Raw genomic sequence first — 17,920 nt, 5'->3', positions numbered from 1 at the left:
CGCTTACTTGGGCCGGCGCATGTCGAACAGCGTCGTGTCCGAGACCTCGAAATAATCGCCGGGGCCGCCGCCGCGCAGAATGGGGCGCGGCAGGGCGGTCTGGTAGATGCCGTCCACGATGCAATCGGGCGACACGTGCACGCCCACGACTTCGCCCAGCACCATCCAGGTATCCAGTTCCTTGCCCTGCGAGTCCTGCAGGCGGAAATGATGCGTCAGCCTGCACTCCAGCGAAGCCGGACTCTCGCCCACGCGCGGCGCATCCACGAAGCGCGATTCCACCGGCGTCAGGCCGGCGATCTCGAACTCGCGCACGTCCTGCTCCAGGCTGGTCTGGTTCATGCGCTCGGCCAGCTCGCGCGTGGCCAGGTTCCAGGTGAACACGCCGGTCTCGATGGCGTTGCGGATGCTGTCCTTGTAGCCCACGCTGGAAAAGGCGATCACCGGCGGGCGGTAGTTGAACACATTGCAGAAACTGTAGGGGGCCAGGTTCAGCACGCCCTGCGTGCTCTTGGTGCCGATCCAGCCGATGACGCGAGGGCCGACGATGGAACTGATGGGGTCATGACGCAGCCCATGGCCTTGCGTCGGCTCGTAGAAATGAAAATCTTCCTGCACGGTTCTCTCTGTTGTTCATCAAGGAATACACCTCGGGAAATCCCGATAGCCCACGATATACTTTACAACTAAAATATAACTGCTGCAAACCGTTGAAACTCAAGGTTTTGCCTACCAACCCTGCCTTCCTGAACCATCCAGGCGCACGAATCATGCAGAACACCACCACACAATGGGCCTGTTTCGCATCCGGTGACCTGGAGCAGGTGCGCAATTCGGTCAGCGACTTGATCAAATCGCACCAGCTCAGCCAGTTGCGCGCCGACCAGACCCTGCAGACCCGACTGCGCCACGTGCAGTTCGGCCAGGTGGCGCTCAGCCGCCTGGGCTATGGCGCCGACGTGCACATCCAGCCCGAACACCTGGCCGGCTTCTACCTGGTGCAGATGCCGCAGTACGGCACCGCCCGCGTGCGCTGCGGCGGACAGACCGTGGAGTCCGCCCCCGACACCGCCACCATCCTCAACCCCAACGAGGACGTGGACATGGTCTGGCACGCCAACAACGAACAGCTCATGCTCAAGATAGACCGCAGCCTGGTCGAGCAGGCCGCGCGCGGGCTGGGGCTGGACGCGGGCCCGCAGGGGCTGGTCTTTCCGGTGCGCCTGCAGGCGCACACCCAGCCATCCTGGCAGATCATGCTGAGCTTCGTGCTGGACTGCGCCCGCAACTCGCAGGACATCCTGCGCTCGCCGCTGCTCGTCAGCCAGCTGGAACAACTGACCGTGACCACGCTGCTGGGCCTGCATCCGCCCGCCCAGGCCCAGCGCCAGCCGCTGGGCCGCGTGCTGCCGCGCCATCTGAAGAAGGTGGAAGCCTACCTGCAGGACAGGGCCCACCTGCCCATCACGGTGGACGAACTGAGCGCGGTGGCCGGGGTGAGCGCACGCACGCTGCAGCAGGCTTTCCGCGATCATTACGGCCTCAGCCCCATGCAGTACCTGCGCCAGGTGCGGCTGGACCGGCTGCGCCACGAACTGATGCATTCGGATGAAGCCCGCCTGTCCCTGGCCGACCTGGCCATGCGCTGGGGCTTCGCCCACCAGGGCCGCTTCAGCGCCGAATACCGCAGCCGTTTCGGCGAGACGCCGAGCCAGACCCTGCTGCGCGTGCGGGGCCTGCAGCACTGAGGCGGCCGGTCGCCGCCTGGCCAAGCCTCTGATCCGGTTCTAGCCCTTCAGGATGCGCTGCGCCGCCAGGTAGCCCGACTGGCCGCCCAGGCCGGGGCCGGGATGCACCGAGGCCCCGATCTGGTGCAGATTGCGCCAGGGCGTGGCGCCGCTGCGGGCCTTCTTGTGGCCGGCGAACGGGCGCATGAAGAAGAACTGATCGGGCGAACATACGCCGCTGTAGGGATCGCCGCCCACCAGGTTCATGTTCAAGGACTCCAGATCGACGGGGCTGAAGCTGCGCCGGCCGATGATCTTGCCGGCCAGGCCGGGCATCACGGTTTCCAGGCGCGCCTGCACGCGATCGGCCATGGCCTCGCGCACCGCCTCGGTCCAGCGCCCGTCGGGCGGCACGGCGATCTGTCCCGCCTCGTCGCCCTTGATGCGCGCGGGCAGTTCCTGCATCTGCACCCACAATATCCAGTGCCCGTCGGGGGCGCGGCTCGCATCCACCGCCACCGGCTGCCCCACGGCCAGGGTGGGGCGGGCCGGCAGGTAGCCGTTGTTGGCCATGACGACCGAGGCGCAGACCTGCTCCATGCTTTCGGTGACATGCACCATGGGCACGCGGGCCAGCTCCGGATCCACCCAGTCGGGCGGAGAATTCAAAGCGAAGTGGATCTGCATGCCGCCGCGGCCATAGTGATAGTCGCGGGCCGCCTGCTGCAGGGCGGGCTCGACCTCGGGCAGCAATTCGCCGTAGAGCTGGCCGGGCGTCACATTGCAGACCACGGCGCGGCGCGCCCGATAGACCTGCGCGCCCACGCTCACGCCCGTGGCCTTGCCGCCCTCGACCAGCACGCGGTCCACGTGCCGGCCGGTCAGCACGGCGCCGCCCGCCTGCTCGATGAGGCGGGTGAAAGCCTGCACGATGCGCGCGCTGCCGCCCTTGACCACCGGCATGCCGCCGCCGACCACGGCCCCGAAGGTCAGCTTGCCGATCAGGGCAGAGCTGGCTTCGTCCGGACCCAGGCCGCTGTGCAGCACCCAGGGCGCGATCATGGCGCGCGCCAGGTCCGTGCGCAAATCGCGCAAGGCCCAGCGCCGGAAGCTCTCCAGCGCCTGCGAGCCGAAGGCCAGCAGACCGTCCAGGCCGCGCTCGCGCCAGGCGCCGAACACCAGCTTGGCCATGGGCCAGCGGTAGGGCTCGCCGCCCAGCAGGCCGAACACCAGGCCGGCGTCCGGGCCGAACATGCGCGCCGCCATGGCGCCCAGGGCGTCGCCCTCGCCAGGCGCCAGGCTGTTGAAGCGGCGCACGGTATCGTCCATGTCCTGGCGCAAGGCCAGGGCCGGGCCGCCGGGAATGGCCAGGCCGGTGCTGTACTGACCCTGCGCGAACTCCAGGCCGGCCGCCGCCAGGGGGCCCGAGAGCGCCGCATAGGACGCCCCGCCCATGAACAGCGGATACCAGCTCGAGAGCACGTCGTGCGTAAAGCCCGGAAACAGCTCCTCGGTGCGTATGCAGCCGCCGGCCACGGCATTGCGCTCCAGCACCGTCACCTTCAGGCCCCGCTGGGCCAGCAGGGCCGCGCAGGTCAGGGAGTTCATCCCGCTGCCGACGATGACCACGTCGGCGCTGTGCGCCTCGCTCATGTCAACGGTCTCCTTGCGGGGTGGACAGGGTCGCGAAGCGGCCGCGATGGAAGACGGCCGGCTCGTGCTCGGTCAGCGTGTTGTGGCGCACCACCCGGCCGATGAACAGCGTATGGTCGCCGCCTTCGTGCTGGCGGTAGTTCTCGCACACGAACGTGGCCACGCAGTCGTCGATCAATGGCACGCCTTCTTCGCCGTCCATGTGCGAGACCAGCGCGAACTTGTCCTTGACCTGCGAGTTGGCGAAGCCCAGGGCCACGGGCACCTGCTCCTGGCTGATCACGTTGATGGCGAAGTGGCTGCAGTTCTGGAAAATCTCCAGGCTGGGGGAATGGTTCACCAGGCTCCACATCACCAGCGGCGGCTCCAGCGACAGGGAAGTGAAGGAGTTGATGGTCAGCCCCACCGCCCGGCCATCCGGACAGCGGGTGGTGACGATGGCCACGCCGGTCGGGAAATGGCCCAGCGCCTGGCGGAAAGCGCGGCTGTCGATCACGTTCGGGCCGCCCGCGGACTGGGCGCGGGGCCCGGCGGCCAGTACGGGAGCCGGCTCGGACGAAGGACGTTGCAGCGTAGCGGTCGGGGTCATGATGCTTCTCCTCGTGTATCAGGCGGCCACGGTCTGGCTCGCGCTCTGGGCAATCAGTTGCTGCGCCGCGCCCATGTCGTCCCAGGCGGGGAACAGCACGGGCGGGTGGTTGAAGGCGTTGGCCAGGAAATGCGCCAGGCGCGGATGCTGCTGGGCGGACGTCAGCAGGGCGAAGGACTGCTCGGTAGGCGGCACCAGCATGGAATTGGTCCAGCGCACCACCAGGTTCGCGTAGTTCCAGTAGCGATCGAACGTGGCCTGCATCCAGGCGCGGTCGAAGGCGCCCTCGCCGTGCTCCAGGATGCTGTCCAGGTAGACCTGGGCGGCCTTGGCGGCGTTATTGGAACCCTGGCCGGTGATGGGGTCGTTGACCACCACGGCATCGCCCAGGCCCAGCACGATACGGCCCGAGGGCAGCGTCAGCACGGGCTTGCGCACCGTGGGGGGGAAGGCTCCGGACAGATAGCCCTGCGCGTCGGTCAGTTCCACATTGCGGGCGCGGTCGGCCTCCCAGGGCAGGAAGTCGCGCAGGAAGGACAGGCTCTGCTCCAGGTGCGCCTCGGGCGTCTTGGCATCGCGGAAACGGTCCAGCGGGCCGCCGGGCACGCCTTCGAACACCATGATGTCGCAGGGGCCGGACAGGGTCAGGGAGGGGAACACGAAATATTCGCCCACGCCCGGGATGAAATTGAAGGACACGCGCGAATACTCGGGCGTGGGCTCCAGGCCGTGCACGTAGGTCAGGGCCAGGGCGCGCTGGGGCTTGTCGTAGGGAGAACGGTCGGCGTCGCGCTCGAACAGCTTGACCACCTCGCCCTTGCCGGCGGCCAGCATGGTCAGGTCGTATTCCTGCGTGATGCGCTCCAGCTCGGCCACGCCCACGTCTTCCAGGACCAGCTTGCCGCCGCGCTGCTCGAACAGCTCCAGCCAGTATGGCATCTTGACGCGCTGGTCGGTGGCCTGCGCCTCGCGGTCCAGGCGGCCGCTCCAGTCCACCGCCTTGGTGTCGGGCTGCTCGGGATTGGGCAGGGCGAAACCGATGCCCTGGACAGGCGGGCATTCCTCGTCCCAGAAATTCAGGCCCAGGCGGCGCTCCACGTCCAGAGCCTCGGCGAACATGCACTGGCTGGACATCACGCGGCCGCGGCGCACGTCGTCCGGGCTGCGGTTGGTGAACACGGCCACTTCATAGCCCTTGGCCAGCAGGCCGAATGCAACGGGCATGCCGGCCTGGCCGGCGCCCACGATAGCAACTTTACGCATAATGATTTCCTTCTAGGGGGTGAAGAGCTCCGGCTTCCCGGCCGGAGCCTCTTCGCCATGATTCAGGAGCGCTTGCCGCGCCACATCGATCTCGCCTTGCCCGACCCCGCCGCAGACGGCGAGATTTATGCAAAGGCACATGGTCAGGCGGGCGCCGCCCCGGGCGTCGCCCTGATTTCCTATTCGGCCAGCTTGGGGATGGCCGGCACGTTCTGCTCGGGACCCATGGCCGAATAGCCGCCGTCCACGGCATAGTCGGCGCCGGTCACGAAGCTGGCGGCGTCGGACAGCAGGAAGGCCACGACTTCGCCCACTTCCTGCGGGTCGCCCACGCGGCCCAGCAGGTGAAAGGCGGAGGCGACGCGATCGGTCTTGGCGCGATCGCCGCCGGTCAGCTCGTCCATCACGCGCGACCAGGTCCAGCCGGGCGAGACGGAATTGACGCGGATGCCGTCGGGGGCGAAGTCCATGGCCATGCTGCGCGTGAGCTGCAGCAGCGCCGCCTTGGACACGGGGTAGAGCCAGCGTCCGGTCTGGGCGATGGACGAGGAAATCGAGGTGAAGTTGACGATGGAACCGCCCCGGGGCAGCAGGGGCCGCACGGCCTTGGCGGCCTGCACGGCGCTGACCAGATTGATGTCCAGCGCCTTGAGCCAGTCCGCGCGGCTCGAGGCCATGCCCTCGTCCAGATAGGAGCAGGCCAGATTGACCAGGCCGTCCACGCGGCCGAAATGCGCCAGCACCTGCTGCACGGCGGCCTCGAGGCGGGCGTCGTCGGTGATGTCCGCTTCCCAGAACCTGGCGCGCGCCTCGTCCGCGCCCACCGCCTTGCGTCCGCCGACCGCATCGATGTCGAACACCGCCACGCGCGCGCCGTAGCCCAGCAGCACCTCGACCACGCCGGCGCCGATGCGGGTCGCCCCGCCAGTCACCACGAATACCTTGTCCTTGAGTCCTTTCATGTCACTCTCCTGCTTCGGGCCGTCAGAACGGCACCGCCACTTTCACAAAAAACTGCTTGCCTTCGGGGCGGCCGCGCACGCCCAGGTCCTGCTGGTACTTGGCGGTGATCAGCAGGCCCTTGTCGTTGGCGTAGCGGATGCTGGGGCCGATGGCGAAGGCCCGGGCACGGCCGTCCCCGGCCAGGGGGCCGCGGTCGCGCTCGATCTGCTGGTAGGCATAGCCGCCCACGCCCACCACCAGGCCGTTGCCCAGCCCCCAGCCCAGGGCATAGTCGGCATGGATGGCCTTGCCCGTGCGGGTGTCGGTGTCGCGATTGCGCATGTTGAAGTCGAACATCACCTTCAGGTCCGCGTTCAGGCCGCTGGGCTGGATGTAGCTCAGGGCGGCAGCGGGCTGGATGGCCCAGTAGTTGCGGCCCAGGTTGGCGCTGTCATTGACGTCGTAGCGGCCTGTGGGCGCCACGAAGTCCACGCCCAGGATGTAGTGCAGCTTCTCGCTGGGATGAAAGCCCAGCGCCGGGCCGAACACCACGTCGCCCAGGCCGCTGCGGCGCTGCGACTGGCCGGCGGCCTGCGCCTTGACGGTCAAGAGCGGCGCCAGCGCGTGAAAGGCCAGTTGGCCGCCCAGCACCTGCTGCTCCGTCACCCACACCAGGCGCGGCGCGATCACGCCCACGTCCACGCGGAAGTCCGGAATCGGCAGCTTGTCGCCATGGCGATCGCGCACCGAGTCGTAGCGCATGGCCCCGCCATAGATCAGCGCGTGCACGCCGGGCGGCGGCAAGGCGCCGCTCATGTAGTTCTCCAGGCCATCCGGATAGACGGGCAGGCCGTTGCCTTCGATGGCCCAGGCCGAGCCCGCGCCCAGCGAACCGGCCGCCAGCACGGCCGCCATTGCGTTCTTTTTCATGCCCCCCATGTCTCCACTCCTTTTCTTTTTGGGTTTGACAGTGAGGCCCATGGTAGGAGCGCGCCCAGAGCGGGTATATCCACTTTGCGCAGCGCCTGGCCGATAAACGCAGCAACACGCAAAAGCAGGGAAAACCCCGATCTCGTTTAGGCTTAAAGAAGAAGGCGCCGCGCCAGGCAATGGCGCGCGCCGGCATGCGTCCAGAACCGCCCGTCCCGGTCTTTAAACGGCTGTCAGCGAAACTCTCTCGCCAAGGCAGTTACGTAATAAGGAATATCACCGGCGATTTCACGAATGAACGGTTAAATGAAATCCAATACGGTAGTCTGCGCCCTTGGGCCATTTTCCAGCGAATCACCATGAGTCATCCCCTCGCCGCCACCTCTCCCAGCATCGGCACGCCCCGCCTGCGCGCGCGGCTTTCAAACCGCATCGCGGTCTGCCTGGCGGTGTTGGCCCTGGCGGTGACCTGGGCGCTGAACTGGCTCACGCCCATGAGCTCCGACGACTTCAGCTACGCCAATAAAGGCGTGTCATGGAATGCGGTCTGGCGCCACTACACGGGCTGGAGCGGGCGCCTGGTCGCGGATACGCTGTCCAGCTGGATGCTCAACCTGGAGCAGACCTGGATGGTCGCCACGCTCAACACCATGGCCGTGACCGGCCTGTCCCTCATCCTGGCCGCGCTGGGGGCCCGCCTGGCCGGCCGGACGCTGCGGCCGCAGCTCGTATTGCTGGTCTTCTTTCTTTACTGGCTCGCCAACCCCGACCTGGGACAGACCACCTTCTGGGTCGTGGGCGCCGCCAATTACCTGTGGCCCAATGTCTTCAACTTCGGCTTTGCGCTCGCCTATCTGTGGCGTCTGCGGCAAGGCTCCACGCCGCTCTGGCTGGCCGCGGCCCTGGCCCTGCTGGCCTTGCCGGCCGGCTGTTCCAACGAAAACACCGGCATCGTCACCTGGTGCCTGCTGGCCTGGCTGACCTACCGCCATGCCCGCCAACGCCCCCTGGGCGCATGGCCCCTCATCTGGCTGCTGTGCATGGCGGCCGGCATTGCCATACTGCTGCTGGCGCCGGGCAATCAGATCCGCGCCGAAGCCTTCGATCACTGGTACAGCCAGCCCGCGCTCGGGCGCGCCTTAGACCATTTCAGCCGCCGCTTTCCCGACGCCATGCTGCGCTACGCCGGCGTCTTCCTCATCCTGGGAGCGTGGCGCCTGCATGCCGGCCCGCCCTCCCCCAAAACTCGGCGCGCAATGGTTCTGCTGGTCGGCGCCTCCTGCCTGGCCAACGCCATTCTGGTCCTGGCGCCCAATATTCCGAAACGGGCCCTGAATGGCGGATTCATGTACCTGCTGGTCGCCCTGTCCCTGTATGGACACGACCTGCAGGACAAGGCGGCGCTCTGGCGGCGAGGCCTGTCCGTCACGCTCGCGGCCTGCGCCCTTGCATGGCTGCTGTCCGGCGGGCTCATGCTGCGCGCCTATCACGGCGCCTGGCAGCAGGACCAGGTCCGCAGGGCCATCATCGCCGACGGGCTGGAGCGCAAGCTGGCCCGCATCGAAATTCCCCAGTACCACTTCCGGCGCACGCTGCGCTCCCGGGACCGGTTCGACACCTTCTTCGATGGCAGCGCCCTGGCGAACTACTACAACAGCACGGCCACGATCGTCGAATACCCCGTCAAGGAACACTACGACCTGCACAAGCCGCCGCAACGCCTGGAATGAAAAAAACCCCGCGACCCGAAGGGCGCGGGGTTCATCCAGCCATGCGAAGCCGCTTACTGCTGCTTGGCGGCGCTCAGTTCCTTGATCTGCTCGCGGAAGTAGGCCAGGGCGGCGGGGCCGTCCACCTTCTTCTTCTCGGCGGCCTTCAGCCAATCCTCTTCGACGAAGGCCAGGCGCTGCTTCAGTTGTTCCAGGGCCTCGCCCTCGATGCGCACGGTCTTCAGGCCCTCCGCGGTCAGCTTCTCGATGGCCTTCTGCTCGGCGGCCTGCCACTTGGAGCCGAAATCGTTGGCCATCCATTCGCCGGTGATCTTCTCGATGGCGGCGCGGTCCTGTTCGGACAGGCTCCTCCACTTGCGCTCGTTCATGAACAGGTACTGGCTGGACTTGCCAAAGCCGCCCGGCACGGACACGGCGGTCTTGATCAGCTTGTCCAGCTTCCAGTTCTCGATCTGGTCGTACTGGAAGTACATGCCGTCGATCACGCCGCGCGAGAGCATTTCATAGCTGTCGGAGGCCGGCGCATTGACCGTGACGATGCCCAGGGCCTTGCCGATGGCATCGAACAGCGGGCTGGGCGAACGCAGCTTCATGCCCTTCAGATCGTCGATGGACTTCACGTCCTCGCGGCTGGTGAAGATCACCGTGGCCGGGCTGGTCCACACGCCCATCAGCTTGACGCCCTTGTGCTCGCCGGCGTCCATCATGAACTTTTCATAGGTGCGCCAGTAGGCCACCGAGTTCACGCCGCCGTCATCGGTGGTGAAAGGCAGCTCGGCGAATTCGATCAGCGGGAAACGGTTGGCGGTGTAGCTGTGCACCGACATGCCCAGGTCCGCCACGCCGTTGCGCACCAGGTCCAGGTGGGCCTGCGGCTTGCCCAGCGCATTGATGAACTCCACCTTCACGCGGCCTTCGGTGACCTTCTCCACTTCCTTGGCCCAGGGCTCGAACATCTCGGTGACGATGTAGTGGCCCGGCGGCATCCACTGGGAAAAACGCAGGGTGGTGACTTCGGCAGCCGCGGACGGCAGCGTCGGGGCCAGCGCGGCGGCGGCCAGGCCCAGGCTCAGACCCAGTTTCTTGAAAATACGCATATCGACTCCTCGTTGGTTATGTCTTGCCGGGGCAGGGCCCAGCGGCAAAATTTCGGTTTACATACTGTTGGGTATGACCAGGATGATCCAGGGCACGAAGATCAGCAGCAGCAGGCGCACGATGTCGGTGATCACGAAAGGCGTCACCCCGCGGATGATGGTGCCCAGCGACACGTCCGGCATCACGTTCTTGATCATGAAGATGTTCAGGCCCAGCGGCGGGGTGATCAGGCTGATCTCGGCGGCCACCACCACGATGATGCCGAACCACACCAGATCGAAGCCCAGCGAGGCCACGATGGGGTAGAAGATGGGCACGGTCAGCATGACCATGGACATGGTTTCCAGAAAGCACCCCAGCACCAGGTAGATGGCGCAGATGATCAGGATCACCGCGATGGGCGAGACGTCGATGCCCTCGATGAAGCCCAGCAACTGGCTGGGCAGGCCGGCCACCGTTAGGAAATTGGTGAACACCAGCGCGCCGATCACCAAGGCGAACATGATGGCGGTGGTCTGGGCCGCCCCGATCAACACGGTCAGGTACAGGCGCGGCTGCCAGCCGCGGCGCTTGAGCGTCATCACAAACGTGGCGGCGGCGCCGATGCCGGCTGCTTCCGTGGGGGTGAACACGCCGCCATAGATGCCGCCCATGATGACCACGAACAGCACGGTAATGGCCAGCACGCCCTTGGTGGCCTGCAGGCGCTCGCGCCAGCTGGCCTTCTCGCCGGGGCGGCCCAGGTTGGGATTGACAGCGGTAATGATGGTGACGGTGATCAGGTACATGAGCATGGCTACCATGCCGGGCAGAAAACCCGCGGCGAACAGCTTGCCGATGTCGGTTTCCGTCAGGATGCCGTAGACCACCATCATCACGCTGGGCGGGATCAGAATGCCCAGCGTGCCGCCGGCGGCGATGCTGCCGGTGGCCAGGCGGTCATCGTAGTTGTACTTGCGCATATTGGGCATGGCCACGCGGCCCATGGCAGCCGTGGTCGCCATGCTGGAGCCGCACAGGGCGCTGAAGGCGCCGCAAGCCACGATGGTGGCCATGGCCAGGCCGCCGCGCAGGTGGCCGATGAAGGCGTGCGCAGCCTTGTACAGGTCCTTGGACAGGCCCGAGGCGTTGACCAGATTGCCCATCAGGATGAACAGGGGCAGCACCGTGAAGCTGTAGCTCATGGCGGTGTCGAAGCTGGTCTGGGCCGCCATGGTCAGGGCGGCCTCCAGGCCGGTGAAATAGGCAAAGCCCAGCGTGCCCACCAGCAGCATGCCCCAGGCGATGGGCAGGCCCAGGAAAAGGCTGGCCAGCAGGACGACCAGTCCGATAATGGAAATCAACATGGAAACACTCCGTCTTTATCGGCGGGGGGAGCAGAAGACCTGGATCAGCGAGGCCAAGGTGGCGATCCCGGTCATGATGGAGATGACGTAGGCGAAGGGCGCGATGGGCACTCGCAAGCCGTTGCTCATGTCGCCGTAGTCCGCCAGCTGGGCGGCGTGCCCCCACAAGTAGACCGTCAGCACCGCCAGCATCACCGTGGAGGCGACGTTGATCAGGAACTGCTGCACGCGGCGCGCCAGCGGGCCCAGCCAGGCGTCGATCAGGCTGACCGTCAGGTGCTGCCGGTGCCAGGTCACGCGCGGCAGGGCGGCAAAGATCAGCACGCCCAGCAACAGTTCGCTGGCTTCATAGGCGCCCAGAAGGGGGGAATGAAACAGATACCGGCCCACCACGTCCACGGTGGTGATGCCGGTCATGAGGATCAGGATGACCACACAGACGGTATCCAGAATTGCTTCTACAACTCTTACCACTCCACGTGACCGTACCAGCTCCATCCCTGGCAGATCGTCGTTCATTACAGCTCCACTTGTCTCGGCCCGGTCGGGGCCAGTTTCCTCGGCGAGCATGCGGCGCTCGGTCGCGGACGCATCTCTTATATTTCTGTTCTAAATAGTTTATAGATGAACAAATCCACGTAAATAGAAAAAAACCCTTAAATCCATCCAGAATCATGAATTCCAGGAACACGTTGCCGGTTCGACTGCATACCCGGCAAGCCCTGGCAAATCTTCAATGAATAAAAAGCCCCCTGGAAAACCAGGAGGCTATCGCCGCAGCAGGATGTGAAGGACCTGCGCGATCAGATCGTCAAGGTCCCCACGCTGGCGCCGCCGCAGACGTACAGGGTCTGCCCGGTGACAAAACCGTTCTCCGGATCGGCGAAGAACATGGTGGCGCGGCTGATGTCGTCCACGCGGCCCAGACGCTTGACGGGAATGGAGGCGGCCAGCTGGGCCTCGCGCTCGCTGCCGGCGTCCACCACGTCGTAGAACATATTGGTCTGGATGGGGCCGGGAGCCAGCACATTGACCGTGATGCCCTGGTCGGCCAGCTCCAGCGCCCAGGTGCGGGCCATGCCCAGCATGCCGGCCTTGGTCGCCGAATAGGCGGTGCGCGTCTGCAGGCCCAGCACGCCGCGCGAGGACATCAGGATGATGCGGCCGAACTGGCGTTTGCGCATGGCCGGCAATACGGCCTGGGTGATCTGTATGGCCGAGCCCAGGTGGATCTGGGTCAGTCCCTGCAGGTCCTCCAGCTTCACTTCGGGCAGCAGGGCGGGCCAGATCACGCCGGCGTTGTGCACGAAGTGAGTCACCTCGAAGCGCTCTGCGATGTCTTGCGCGGCTTTTTCCGTGGCGGCGGCATCGAGCAGGTCCACCTGCACGCAATGCAGGCGCTCGTGGGTCCAGGGCAGCGCATTGCGGGCCATGGAGATCACGGTATAGCCGGCATCGAGCATCTTGCGACAGATGTCTTCGCCAATGCCGGTGCTGCCTCCGGTGACCACGGCGGTGTAGTGGGGTTGTGTCATGTCTTGTTCTCCAGGCAAATTCAGGGGACGGGACGGGCCACCAGCACGGCCACCCCGCCCTCGTCCAGCTCCAGGCTCAGGCGCACGGGCTGGTCGGCCTGCCCGCCTTCGGGCAGATGGGCGATGGCGAAGGGGCCGCAATCCAGTTGCACCGTGCCGATACGCCAGGGCAGGCGGGCGCGGAAGTAGGCCTCGTTGCTGTGGTGCAACGTGGTGGTGGCGCGCAGCACGCCGGTATCGGGCACCTGCTTCCAGATCAGGGTGGTGTGCAGGCAACGGTCGCAAACGTCGCGCACGGGGTACTGCACCGTGCCACAGGACGGGCAGACCTGCAGGGCGAATTCGCCGCGCTGCGCCGCCTCGGTCAGGCCCGCCGCCGGGGCGCTGCGCGCGCCGGGCGGCAGCACGCCGTTCAGGGCATCGGAAATCGTCATGGCTGGCCTCGTTCGAGCAGGGCCGCGGCGGTGCAGAGGCCGCGGTCATAGTTGATCATGCCAAAGCCGGAGACCAGGCCGATGCGCGCATCGCGCACCTGCGTGTCGCCGGCCGTGCCGGTCAGTTGCCGCAAGGCCTGCACCAGGCCCAGGTAGCCGCCGGCTGCGCCCGCCTGCCCCACCGACAGCTGGCCGCCGCTGGTGTTGAAGGGAAAGCTGCCCTCTATCGTGAATGTATGCTCGCGGATGAAGGCCGGTCCCTGGCCCTTGGCGCAAAAGCCCAGGTCCTCGAACTGCAATACATTGATGACCGGATAGTCATCGTAGGTTTCCAGGAAGTCCACGTCCGCCGGGCTCAGGCCAGCATGCTCGTAAAAGGCGTCCTTGTCCATGGCCCAGCCGCCGCGAAACTGCACGGGATCCTGGGGAAAGGCATTGTGGCGCTCGATGGTGGAACGGATGCGCACGTAAGGCAGGCCCAGTTCCTCGGCCTGTTCGCGGCGCATCACCAGAAAGCCTTCCGCGCCCGCGCAGGGCATGACGCAGTCGAACAGATGGATGGGGTCGGCGATGACGCGCGCCTCCAGGTACTGCTCCAGCGTCAGGGGCTTTTTCATCAAGGCATGCGGATTGCGCAGCGCATTGTCGCGCTGGGCCACGCACAGCTTGCCGAAATCTTCGCGGGTGGCGCCGAAATGGCGCATGTAATAGTCGGTCAGCAGCGCGAAGCTGGCATTGGGTCCGCCTGCGCCGTAGGGGTAGACGGCGTCCTGCGAGAAACGCGAGAAGCCGGCCACCGTGTTCTTGAAGGATTCGAGCTGGTTCGTGTCGCCCGCGATGCAGGCCACGATGGACGCATCGCCGCACTGCACGGCGCGCGCCGCGCGGCGCAGGGCCACCACGCCGCTGGCCCCGCCCATGGGGATATGGTCCAGCCAGCGCGGACTCATCTGGAAGTGCTGCATCAGGCCCACGGCGGTGTCCGTGCCCAGCGTGAAGCTGGACACGCACACGCCGTCGACATCGGCCTTGCTCAGGCCAGCCTCGCGGATGGCCTGGCCCAGGGCCGCGCCCAGCCACCAGTGCGCCGTCTGCTCGGAGTGGCGCTGGTAGGGAATGGTCACCGGCGTGGTCAGCACGACGTCGTCGTAGGCCATCCGGGCTTTTGGCTTCAAGGCCATGACTCAGGCCTCCTGGCGCTTTTTCAGGTGATTGGTGTTGATGCAGTCGGGATTGGCCAGGGCCGCCAGGGCCACGGTCTTGAGCTCGCCGCGCTGGATCTTGTTGGTGGAGGTCAGGGGCAGCGCATCCACGAACAGGACGTAGCCGGGCACCTTGAAATAGGCCAGCTGCGTCAGGCCCCACTTGACCAGCTCGACGGCGGCCTTCTCCTTGTCCTCGCGGCTGGCCAGCGGCGCGTGCGGCACGACCAGGGCCATGACTTCGTCGCCGCGGATGTCATCGGGCACGGCGGCCACGGCAATGGAGCGCACCAGCGGGTTCTGCTGCAGGATGTTCTCCACTTCCACGGCGGCGATGTTCTCGCCGCTGCGGCGGATCACGTTCTTCTTGCGGTCCACGAAATGCAGATAGCCTTGCGCGTCGCGGCGCACGATGTCCCCGGTATGGAACCAGCCGTCCTTCCAGGCCTCGTCGGTGGCGGCCGGATCCTTCCAGTAGCCGGAGAAAAAGCCGTAGCGCGGATTCTCGCCGGCCGAGCGCACCAGCAGCTCGCCGTTCTCGTCCGTGGCCGCGGGTCGGCCCTCGTCGGTCATCAGCAGCACTTCGACCACCGGCATCTCCTTGCCGAAGCAGGAGGTGCCGATGTGGCGCGGCTCGTGATTGGCGATGATGCTGGCGCCCGCGCCGGTCTCGGTCATGGCCCAGGCTTCCAGCAGCGGAAAGCCGAAGCGTTCTTCGAACAGGGGGTGCAGGCCGCGGTCCACGCCGGCGCCGAAGCCGAAGCGCACCTGGTGCTCGCGGTCCTGCGCGGACGGTTCGGCCTTCATCAGGATGGCGGGCATCACGCCCAGGTAGTGCACCACGGTGGCGCGCGATTCGCGCACCGACTGCCACCAACTGCGCGGGTGGAAGCGGTCCAGGGAAATCAGGCAGCCGCCGGTCTTGACCATGGCCATGGTCGAGCAGGCCATGGCGTTCATGTGGAACAGGGGCAGGGGCGTGAGCATGCGCTCCTGGCCGGGGTGCAGCCGGGCCAGGCCGCCGATGTCGCGATACCATTCGCCCGCATAGTGGAAATACTGGTTGGACAGCATGCAGCCCTTGGGGCGGCCGGTGGTGCCGGAGGTGTACAGCAGGGCGCACTCGCTGTGCTCGTCGGGCACGTCGCAGGAGCGCGATGCGGCCTGCGTCACCACGGGCGGCACATCGCCGTCGGCCATGATGGCAAAGGGCTGGCCGGCCCGCTGGGCCGCTTCCACCAGGTCCTGGTGGCGGCTGGGCAGGGCGATGGCCATGATCATCTCGGAGTGGCCGATCAGGTATTCCAGCTCGGCGGCGCGCAGGTCCGGATTGATGGGGACGATGGACACGCCCAGGCTGTTCAGGGCGAACCAGTGCAGGAAGAACACCGGGCGGTTCTCCAGCAGGATGCCCACGCGGTGGCCGTGGCCATAGCCTGCGGCGGCATAGTCGGCGCGCAGGGCGTCGATGCGCTCCAGCGCCTGGCCGTAGCTCAGTTCGCCGGCCGGGATGCCGTAGATCTCGGCGGTTTCGGGCAGGGTGCACACGAACGGCTTGTCGCCCCAGCGTTGGGCGGTGTCGCGAAAAGCCTGGTAGACCGTGGTATTGGCCATTGAAATGTTCTCCTGTCCTCTGTCACATAAACAACTGGATGTTGCCGAAGGGGGCGTCGCAGTTGAGCAAATCCACCCGCTTCAGGCGGATCTTCAGCGCGCCGTCCTGACGCACCAGCGTGTAGGTGCTCCAGCCCACATAGATTTCCTGCCGGTCGCCGCGGGTTTCCGTGTAGTGGAAGGCGCAGCGCACGCTGTACTCGCCCTTTTCCTCGTCCATGCTTTCCACGGTGGGCTGCTGCAGCAAATGGTGGCTGCGGCTCTTGGGCTGCTGGGAAAACGTGCGCCGGCCCGCCAGGCGCTCGACGCGGATGCGCAGCAGCAGCTTGTCCTCGTGCATCAGGGAGGCATGCAGGCGGGCGTCCTGCTGGTCGTGCGCCAGCGGCATCCAGTAGTAGCCGTCCTCGGTGAACAGGTCGAGCCACTGCTCGTAGCGCTGTTCATCCAGCAGGCGGGCTTCCGCATAGACAAAGTCGATGAGTGCCTGACGGCTGATCTCGCTCATGGTCGTTCCTTTTATTTCTTAAGCCTTCTGCTCGGGCAGCATGTACTTGAGCCAGGCGCGGAACTGTGCGCGCATCTGCATCTCGCTGGTGCCGTTGATCACCACGTTCTTCTTCTGGTCCTCGTCCTTCTCGACCAGGCGGGCCAGGTTCATCCAGTCGCGGCCGCGCGATTGCAGGCCCTGCTGGGCGCGTTCGTACATTTCCAGGTCGTCGTGACCCACCATGGAGGTCGGCGCGTTGATCAGGCGGTTGTACATCAGGGTGCGCTCCAGGAAGGTGTCGGGCGCGCCCACCAGGCGGAAGGTCCAGGACTCCACCAGGGTCTTGTCGGCGGCCAGCGGCTTGAAGACGCGCAGGGTCTGGATGGGGCCCTTGACCATGATGTTGGGGAAATAGCAGGTGTTGTGGCGGGTGTCGGCCAGGATGGCCTTGGCGCGCTCTTCGCCGTAGGCCTGCACCATCTGGTCCCAGTAGCCGGGAATCTCGGAGTAATCGGCATGGATGGAGTTGCTCACGCCCGTATGGCCGTGGCCGTTCTCCCACACGCGTATGCCCATGCCCTCGTAGAACTCGTAGGGCGACATGAAGGGCGCGAACAGCTCCACGGCCATGGGCTTGGGAGTGCCTTCGGGCGCTTCCTGCCAGGCCTTGACGGCCGTGCCGGCCGAAGACTCGTGCGCCACCATGGGATGGCAGGTGTCGGTCTGGTTGTCCACCAGCATCTTCCAGTTGCAGTGATGCATGTAGCGCATCACCCCGCCGGCCACTTCCAGGCGCCCTTCAGGCGAGCGGTCCACCATATTGTCTATGGTGCTCAGGGACTGGCCGAAGAAGTCCTCGAAACTCTCGCCTTGTTCGCTCAGGCGGCAGAAGACGAAGTCGCGGTACACCTGCACGTTCTTGACGGCGGCCATGCCGTGGCTGGCCTCGGTGCACTCGAAGCCGGTATTCTCGTAGCCTTTCTTCAGCGGGATGGACAGCAGCGAGCCGTCCGTCTTGAAGGTCCAGGCGTGATAGGGGCAACGGAAGAACTTGCCCGTGTTGCCACAGGGTTCGGCGGCGACCTGCACGCCCTTGTGCGGGCAGCGGTTGTACAGCACGCGGATGCTGTCGTCGGTGTGGCGCACCATGATCACCGATTCATTGCCCACCGTGGTGGTGTAGAAATCGCCCTTGTTGGGCGCCCGGCTGGCGTGGCCCACGTAGACACAGGTATTGGCGAACAGGCGCTCCATCTCCAGCTCGAACAGCTCCTGGCTGATGTACAGGTCCTTGTGCACCTCGGCTTCGCGCACCAGTTCGCGGATGGCCTGGGGATTGTCGCGGTACTTTTCCATGTTGTTCTCCGTGG

At 66.0% G+C, this 17,920-nt stretch carries 17 protein-coding genes; 2 read left to right on the top strand and 15 right to left on the bottom strand.

Features of this window, described 5'->3' with window-relative positions:
- Positions 1-3: 3 nt before the first annotated feature.
- Positions 4-618 carry a flavin reductase family protein gene (locus ACWPWO_RS00690; protein ID WP_394063124.1) on the bottom strand — a complete coding sequence of 205 codons (615 nt, stop codon included), beginning with the start codon at positions 616-618 and terminating at the stop codon, positions 4-6.
- Between the two features lie 152 nt (positions 619-770).
- Here ACWPWO_RS00690 and ACWPWO_RS00685 point away from each other — a divergent pair, with 152 nt between their 5' ends.
- The gene (locus ACWPWO_RS00685; RefSeq protein ID WP_454003625.1) at positions 771-1,748 is read left to right on the top strand and encodes an AraC family transcriptional regulator; all 978 of its coding nucleotides are present in this window, start codon (positions 771-773) and stop codon (positions 1,746-1,748) included.
- Positions 1,749-1,787: 39 nt separating this feature from the next.
- Here the strand turns inward: ACWPWO_RS00685 and ACWPWO_RS00680 are convergent, their stop codons facing one another.
- From ACWPWO_RS00680 to ACWPWO_RS00660, 5 genes are all read right to left on the bottom strand, one after another.
- Positions 1,788-3,380: a phytoene desaturase family protein gene (locus ACWPWO_RS00680; RefSeq protein ID WP_454003623.1), complete on the bottom strand. Its 1,593-nt coding sequence runs from the start codon at positions 3,378-3,380 to the stop codon at positions 1,788-1,790.
- A 1-nt stretch (position 3,381) separates the two neighbouring features.
- Positions 3,382-3,969: a flavin reductase family protein gene (locus tag ACWPWO_RS00675; protein WP_454003621.1), complete on the bottom strand. Its 588-nt coding sequence runs from the start codon at positions 3,967-3,969 to the stop codon at positions 3,382-3,384.
- Between the two features lie 18 nt (positions 3,970-3,987).
- Positions 3,988-5,232, bottom strand: a complete 1,245-nt coding sequence (locus tag ACWPWO_RS00670; RefSeq protein WP_454003619.1) for a styrene monooxygenase/indole monooxygenase family protein — start codon at positions 5,230-5,232, stop codon at positions 3,988-3,990.
- Between the two features lie 179 nt (positions 5,233-5,411).
- The gene (locus ACWPWO_RS00665) at positions 5,412-6,194 is read right to left on the bottom strand and encodes an SDR family oxidoreductase (protein ID WP_454003617.1); all 783 of its coding nucleotides are present in this window, start codon (positions 6,192-6,194) and stop codon (positions 5,412-5,414) included.
- Positions 6,195-6,216: 22 nt separating this feature from the next.
- A complete protein-coding gene (locus ACWPWO_RS00660; protein ID WP_454003615.1) occupies positions 6,217-7,104 on the bottom strand; it encodes a SphA family protein in 888 nt (295 codons plus the stop codon).
- Positions 7,105-7,463: 359 nt separating this feature from the next.
- Here ACWPWO_RS00660 and ACWPWO_RS00655 point away from each other — a divergent pair, with 359 nt between their 5' ends.
- Entirely contained in the window at positions 7,464-8,834 is a 1,371-nt protein-coding gene (locus tag ACWPWO_RS00655; RefSeq protein ID WP_454003613.1) for a DUF6056 family protein, read from the top strand.
- A 53-nt stretch (positions 8,835-8,887) separates the two neighbouring features.
- Here the strand turns inward: ACWPWO_RS00655 and ACWPWO_RS00650 are convergent, their stop codons facing one another.
- The 9 genes from ACWPWO_RS00650 to ACWPWO_RS00610 form a co-directional block, all read right to left on the bottom strand.
- Entirely contained in the window at positions 8,888-9,931 is a 1,044-nt protein-coding gene (locus ACWPWO_RS00650; RefSeq protein ID WP_454003611.1) for a TRAP transporter substrate-binding protein, read from the bottom strand.
- A gap of 57 nt (positions 9,932-9,988) precedes the next feature.
- On the bottom strand, positions 9,989-11,278 hold the full coding sequence (locus tag ACWPWO_RS00645; RefSeq protein WP_454003609.1) for a TRAP transporter large permease: 1,290 nt from the start codon (positions 11,276-11,278) through the stop codon (positions 9,989-9,991).
- 15 nt (positions 11,279-11,293) lie between these two features.
- The gene (locus ACWPWO_RS00640) at positions 11,294-11,713 is read right to left on the bottom strand and encodes a TRAP transporter small permease (protein ID WP_454003607.1); all 420 of its coding nucleotides are present in this window, start codon (positions 11,711-11,713) and stop codon (positions 11,294-11,296) included.
- A 368-nt stretch (positions 11,714-12,081) separates the two neighbouring features.
- Complete coding sequence (locus tag ACWPWO_RS00635) at positions 12,082-12,813, bottom strand: SDR family NAD(P)-dependent oxidoreductase (protein ID WP_394063102.1); 732 nt, start codon at positions 12,811-12,813, stop codon at positions 12,082-12,084.
- Between the two features lie 20 nt (positions 12,814-12,833).
- Entirely contained in the window at positions 12,834-13,247 is a 414-nt protein-coding gene (locus ACWPWO_RS00630; protein ID WP_454003604.1) for a Zn-ribbon domain-containing OB-fold protein, read from the bottom strand.
- Positions 13,244-14,428 carry a thiolase family protein gene (locus tag ACWPWO_RS00625; protein ID WP_454003602.1) on the bottom strand — a complete coding sequence of 395 codons (1,185 nt, stop codon included), beginning with the start codon at positions 14,426-14,428 and terminating at the stop codon, positions 13,244-13,246. Before ACWPWO_RS00625 ends, ACWPWO_RS00630 begins: the two co-directional genes overlap by 4 nt.
- Before the next feature lie 3 nt (positions 14,429-14,431).
- Positions 14,432-16,063 (bottom strand): AMP-binding protein, encoded by a 1,632-nt coding sequence (locus ACWPWO_RS00620; protein WP_454003600.1) that lies wholly within the window; start codon positions 16,061-16,063, stop codon positions 14,432-14,434.
- 22 nt (positions 16,064-16,085) lie between these two features.
- Entirely contained in the window at positions 16,086-16,568 is a 483-nt protein-coding gene (locus ACWPWO_RS00615) for an aromatic-ring-hydroxylating dioxygenase subunit beta (protein ID WP_454003598.1), read from the bottom strand.
- Between the two features lie 18 nt (positions 16,569-16,586).
- Positions 16,587-17,906: an aromatic ring-hydroxylating dioxygenase subunit alpha gene (locus ACWPWO_RS00610; protein WP_454003596.1), complete on the bottom strand. Its 1,320-nt coding sequence runs from the start codon at positions 17,904-17,906 to the stop codon at positions 16,587-16,589.
- Between the last annotated feature and the right edge of the window lie 14 nt (positions 17,907-17,920).

Source organism: Alcaligenes sp. Marseille-Q7550 (assembly GCF_965112015.1).
This window is presented reverse-complemented; position numbering and strand designations above follow the sequence as displayed.

Excerpts from the sequence above, each read along its gene's own strand:
- ACWPWO_RS00650 (WP_454003611.1), bottom strand. The coding sequence starts at position 9,931 with ATGCGTATTTTCAAGAAACTGGGTCTGAGCCTGGGCCTGGCCGCCGCC.
- ACWPWO_RS00645 (WP_454003609.1), bottom strand. The coding sequence starts at position 11,278 with ATGTTGATTTCCATTATCGGACTGGTCGTCCTGCTGGCCAGCCTTTTC.
- ACWPWO_RS00665 (WP_454003617.1), bottom strand. The coding sequence starts at position 6,194 with ATGAAAGGACTCAAGGACAAGGTATTCGTGGTGACTGGCGGGGCGACC.
- ACWPWO_RS00625 (WP_454003602.1), bottom strand. The coding sequence starts at position 14,428 with ATGGCCTTGAAGCCAAAAGCCCGGATGGCCTACGACGACGTCGTGCTG.
- ACWPWO_RS00620 (WP_454003600.1), bottom strand. The coding sequence starts at position 16,063 with ATGGCCAATACCACGGTCTACCAGGCTTTTCGCGACACCGCCCAACGC.
- ACWPWO_RS00680 (WP_454003623.1), bottom strand. The coding sequence starts at position 3,380 with ATGAGCGAGGCGCACAGCGCCGACGTGGTCATCGTCGGCAGCGGGATG.
- ACWPWO_RS00615 (WP_454003598.1), bottom strand. The coding sequence starts at position 16,568 with ATGAGCGAGATCAGCCGTCAGGCACTCATCGACTTTGTCTATGCGGAA.
- ACWPWO_RS00670 (WP_454003619.1), bottom strand. The coding sequence starts at position 5,232 with ATGCGTAAAGTTGCTATCGTGGGCGCCGGCCAGGCCGGCATGCCCGTT.
- ACWPWO_RS00660 (WP_454003615.1), bottom strand. The coding sequence starts at position 7,104 with ATGAAAAAGAACGCAATGGCGGCCGTGCTGGCGGCCGGTTCGCTGGGC.
- ACWPWO_RS00685 (WP_454003625.1), top strand. The coding sequence starts at position 771 with ATGCAGAACACCACCACACAATGGGCCTGTTTCGCATCCGGTGACCTG.
- ACWPWO_RS00635 (WP_394063102.1), bottom strand. The coding sequence starts at position 12,813 with ATGACACAACCCCACTACACCGCCGTGGTCACCGGAGGCAGCACCGGC.
- ACWPWO_RS00630 (WP_454003604.1), bottom strand. The coding sequence starts at position 13,247 with ATGACGATTTCCGATGCCCTGAACGGCGTGCTGCCGCCCGGCGCGCGC.
- ACWPWO_RS00655 (WP_454003613.1), top strand. The coding sequence starts at position 7,464 with ATGAGTCATCCCCTCGCCGCCACCTCTCCCAGCATCGGCACGCCCCGC.
- ACWPWO_RS00675 (WP_454003621.1), bottom strand. The coding sequence starts at position 3,969 with ATGACCCCGACCGCTACGCTGCAACGTCCTTCGTCCGAGCCGGCTCCC.
- ACWPWO_RS00610 (WP_454003596.1), bottom strand. The coding sequence starts at position 17,906 with ATGGAAAAGTACCGCGACAATCCCCAGGCCATCCGCGAACTGGTGCGC.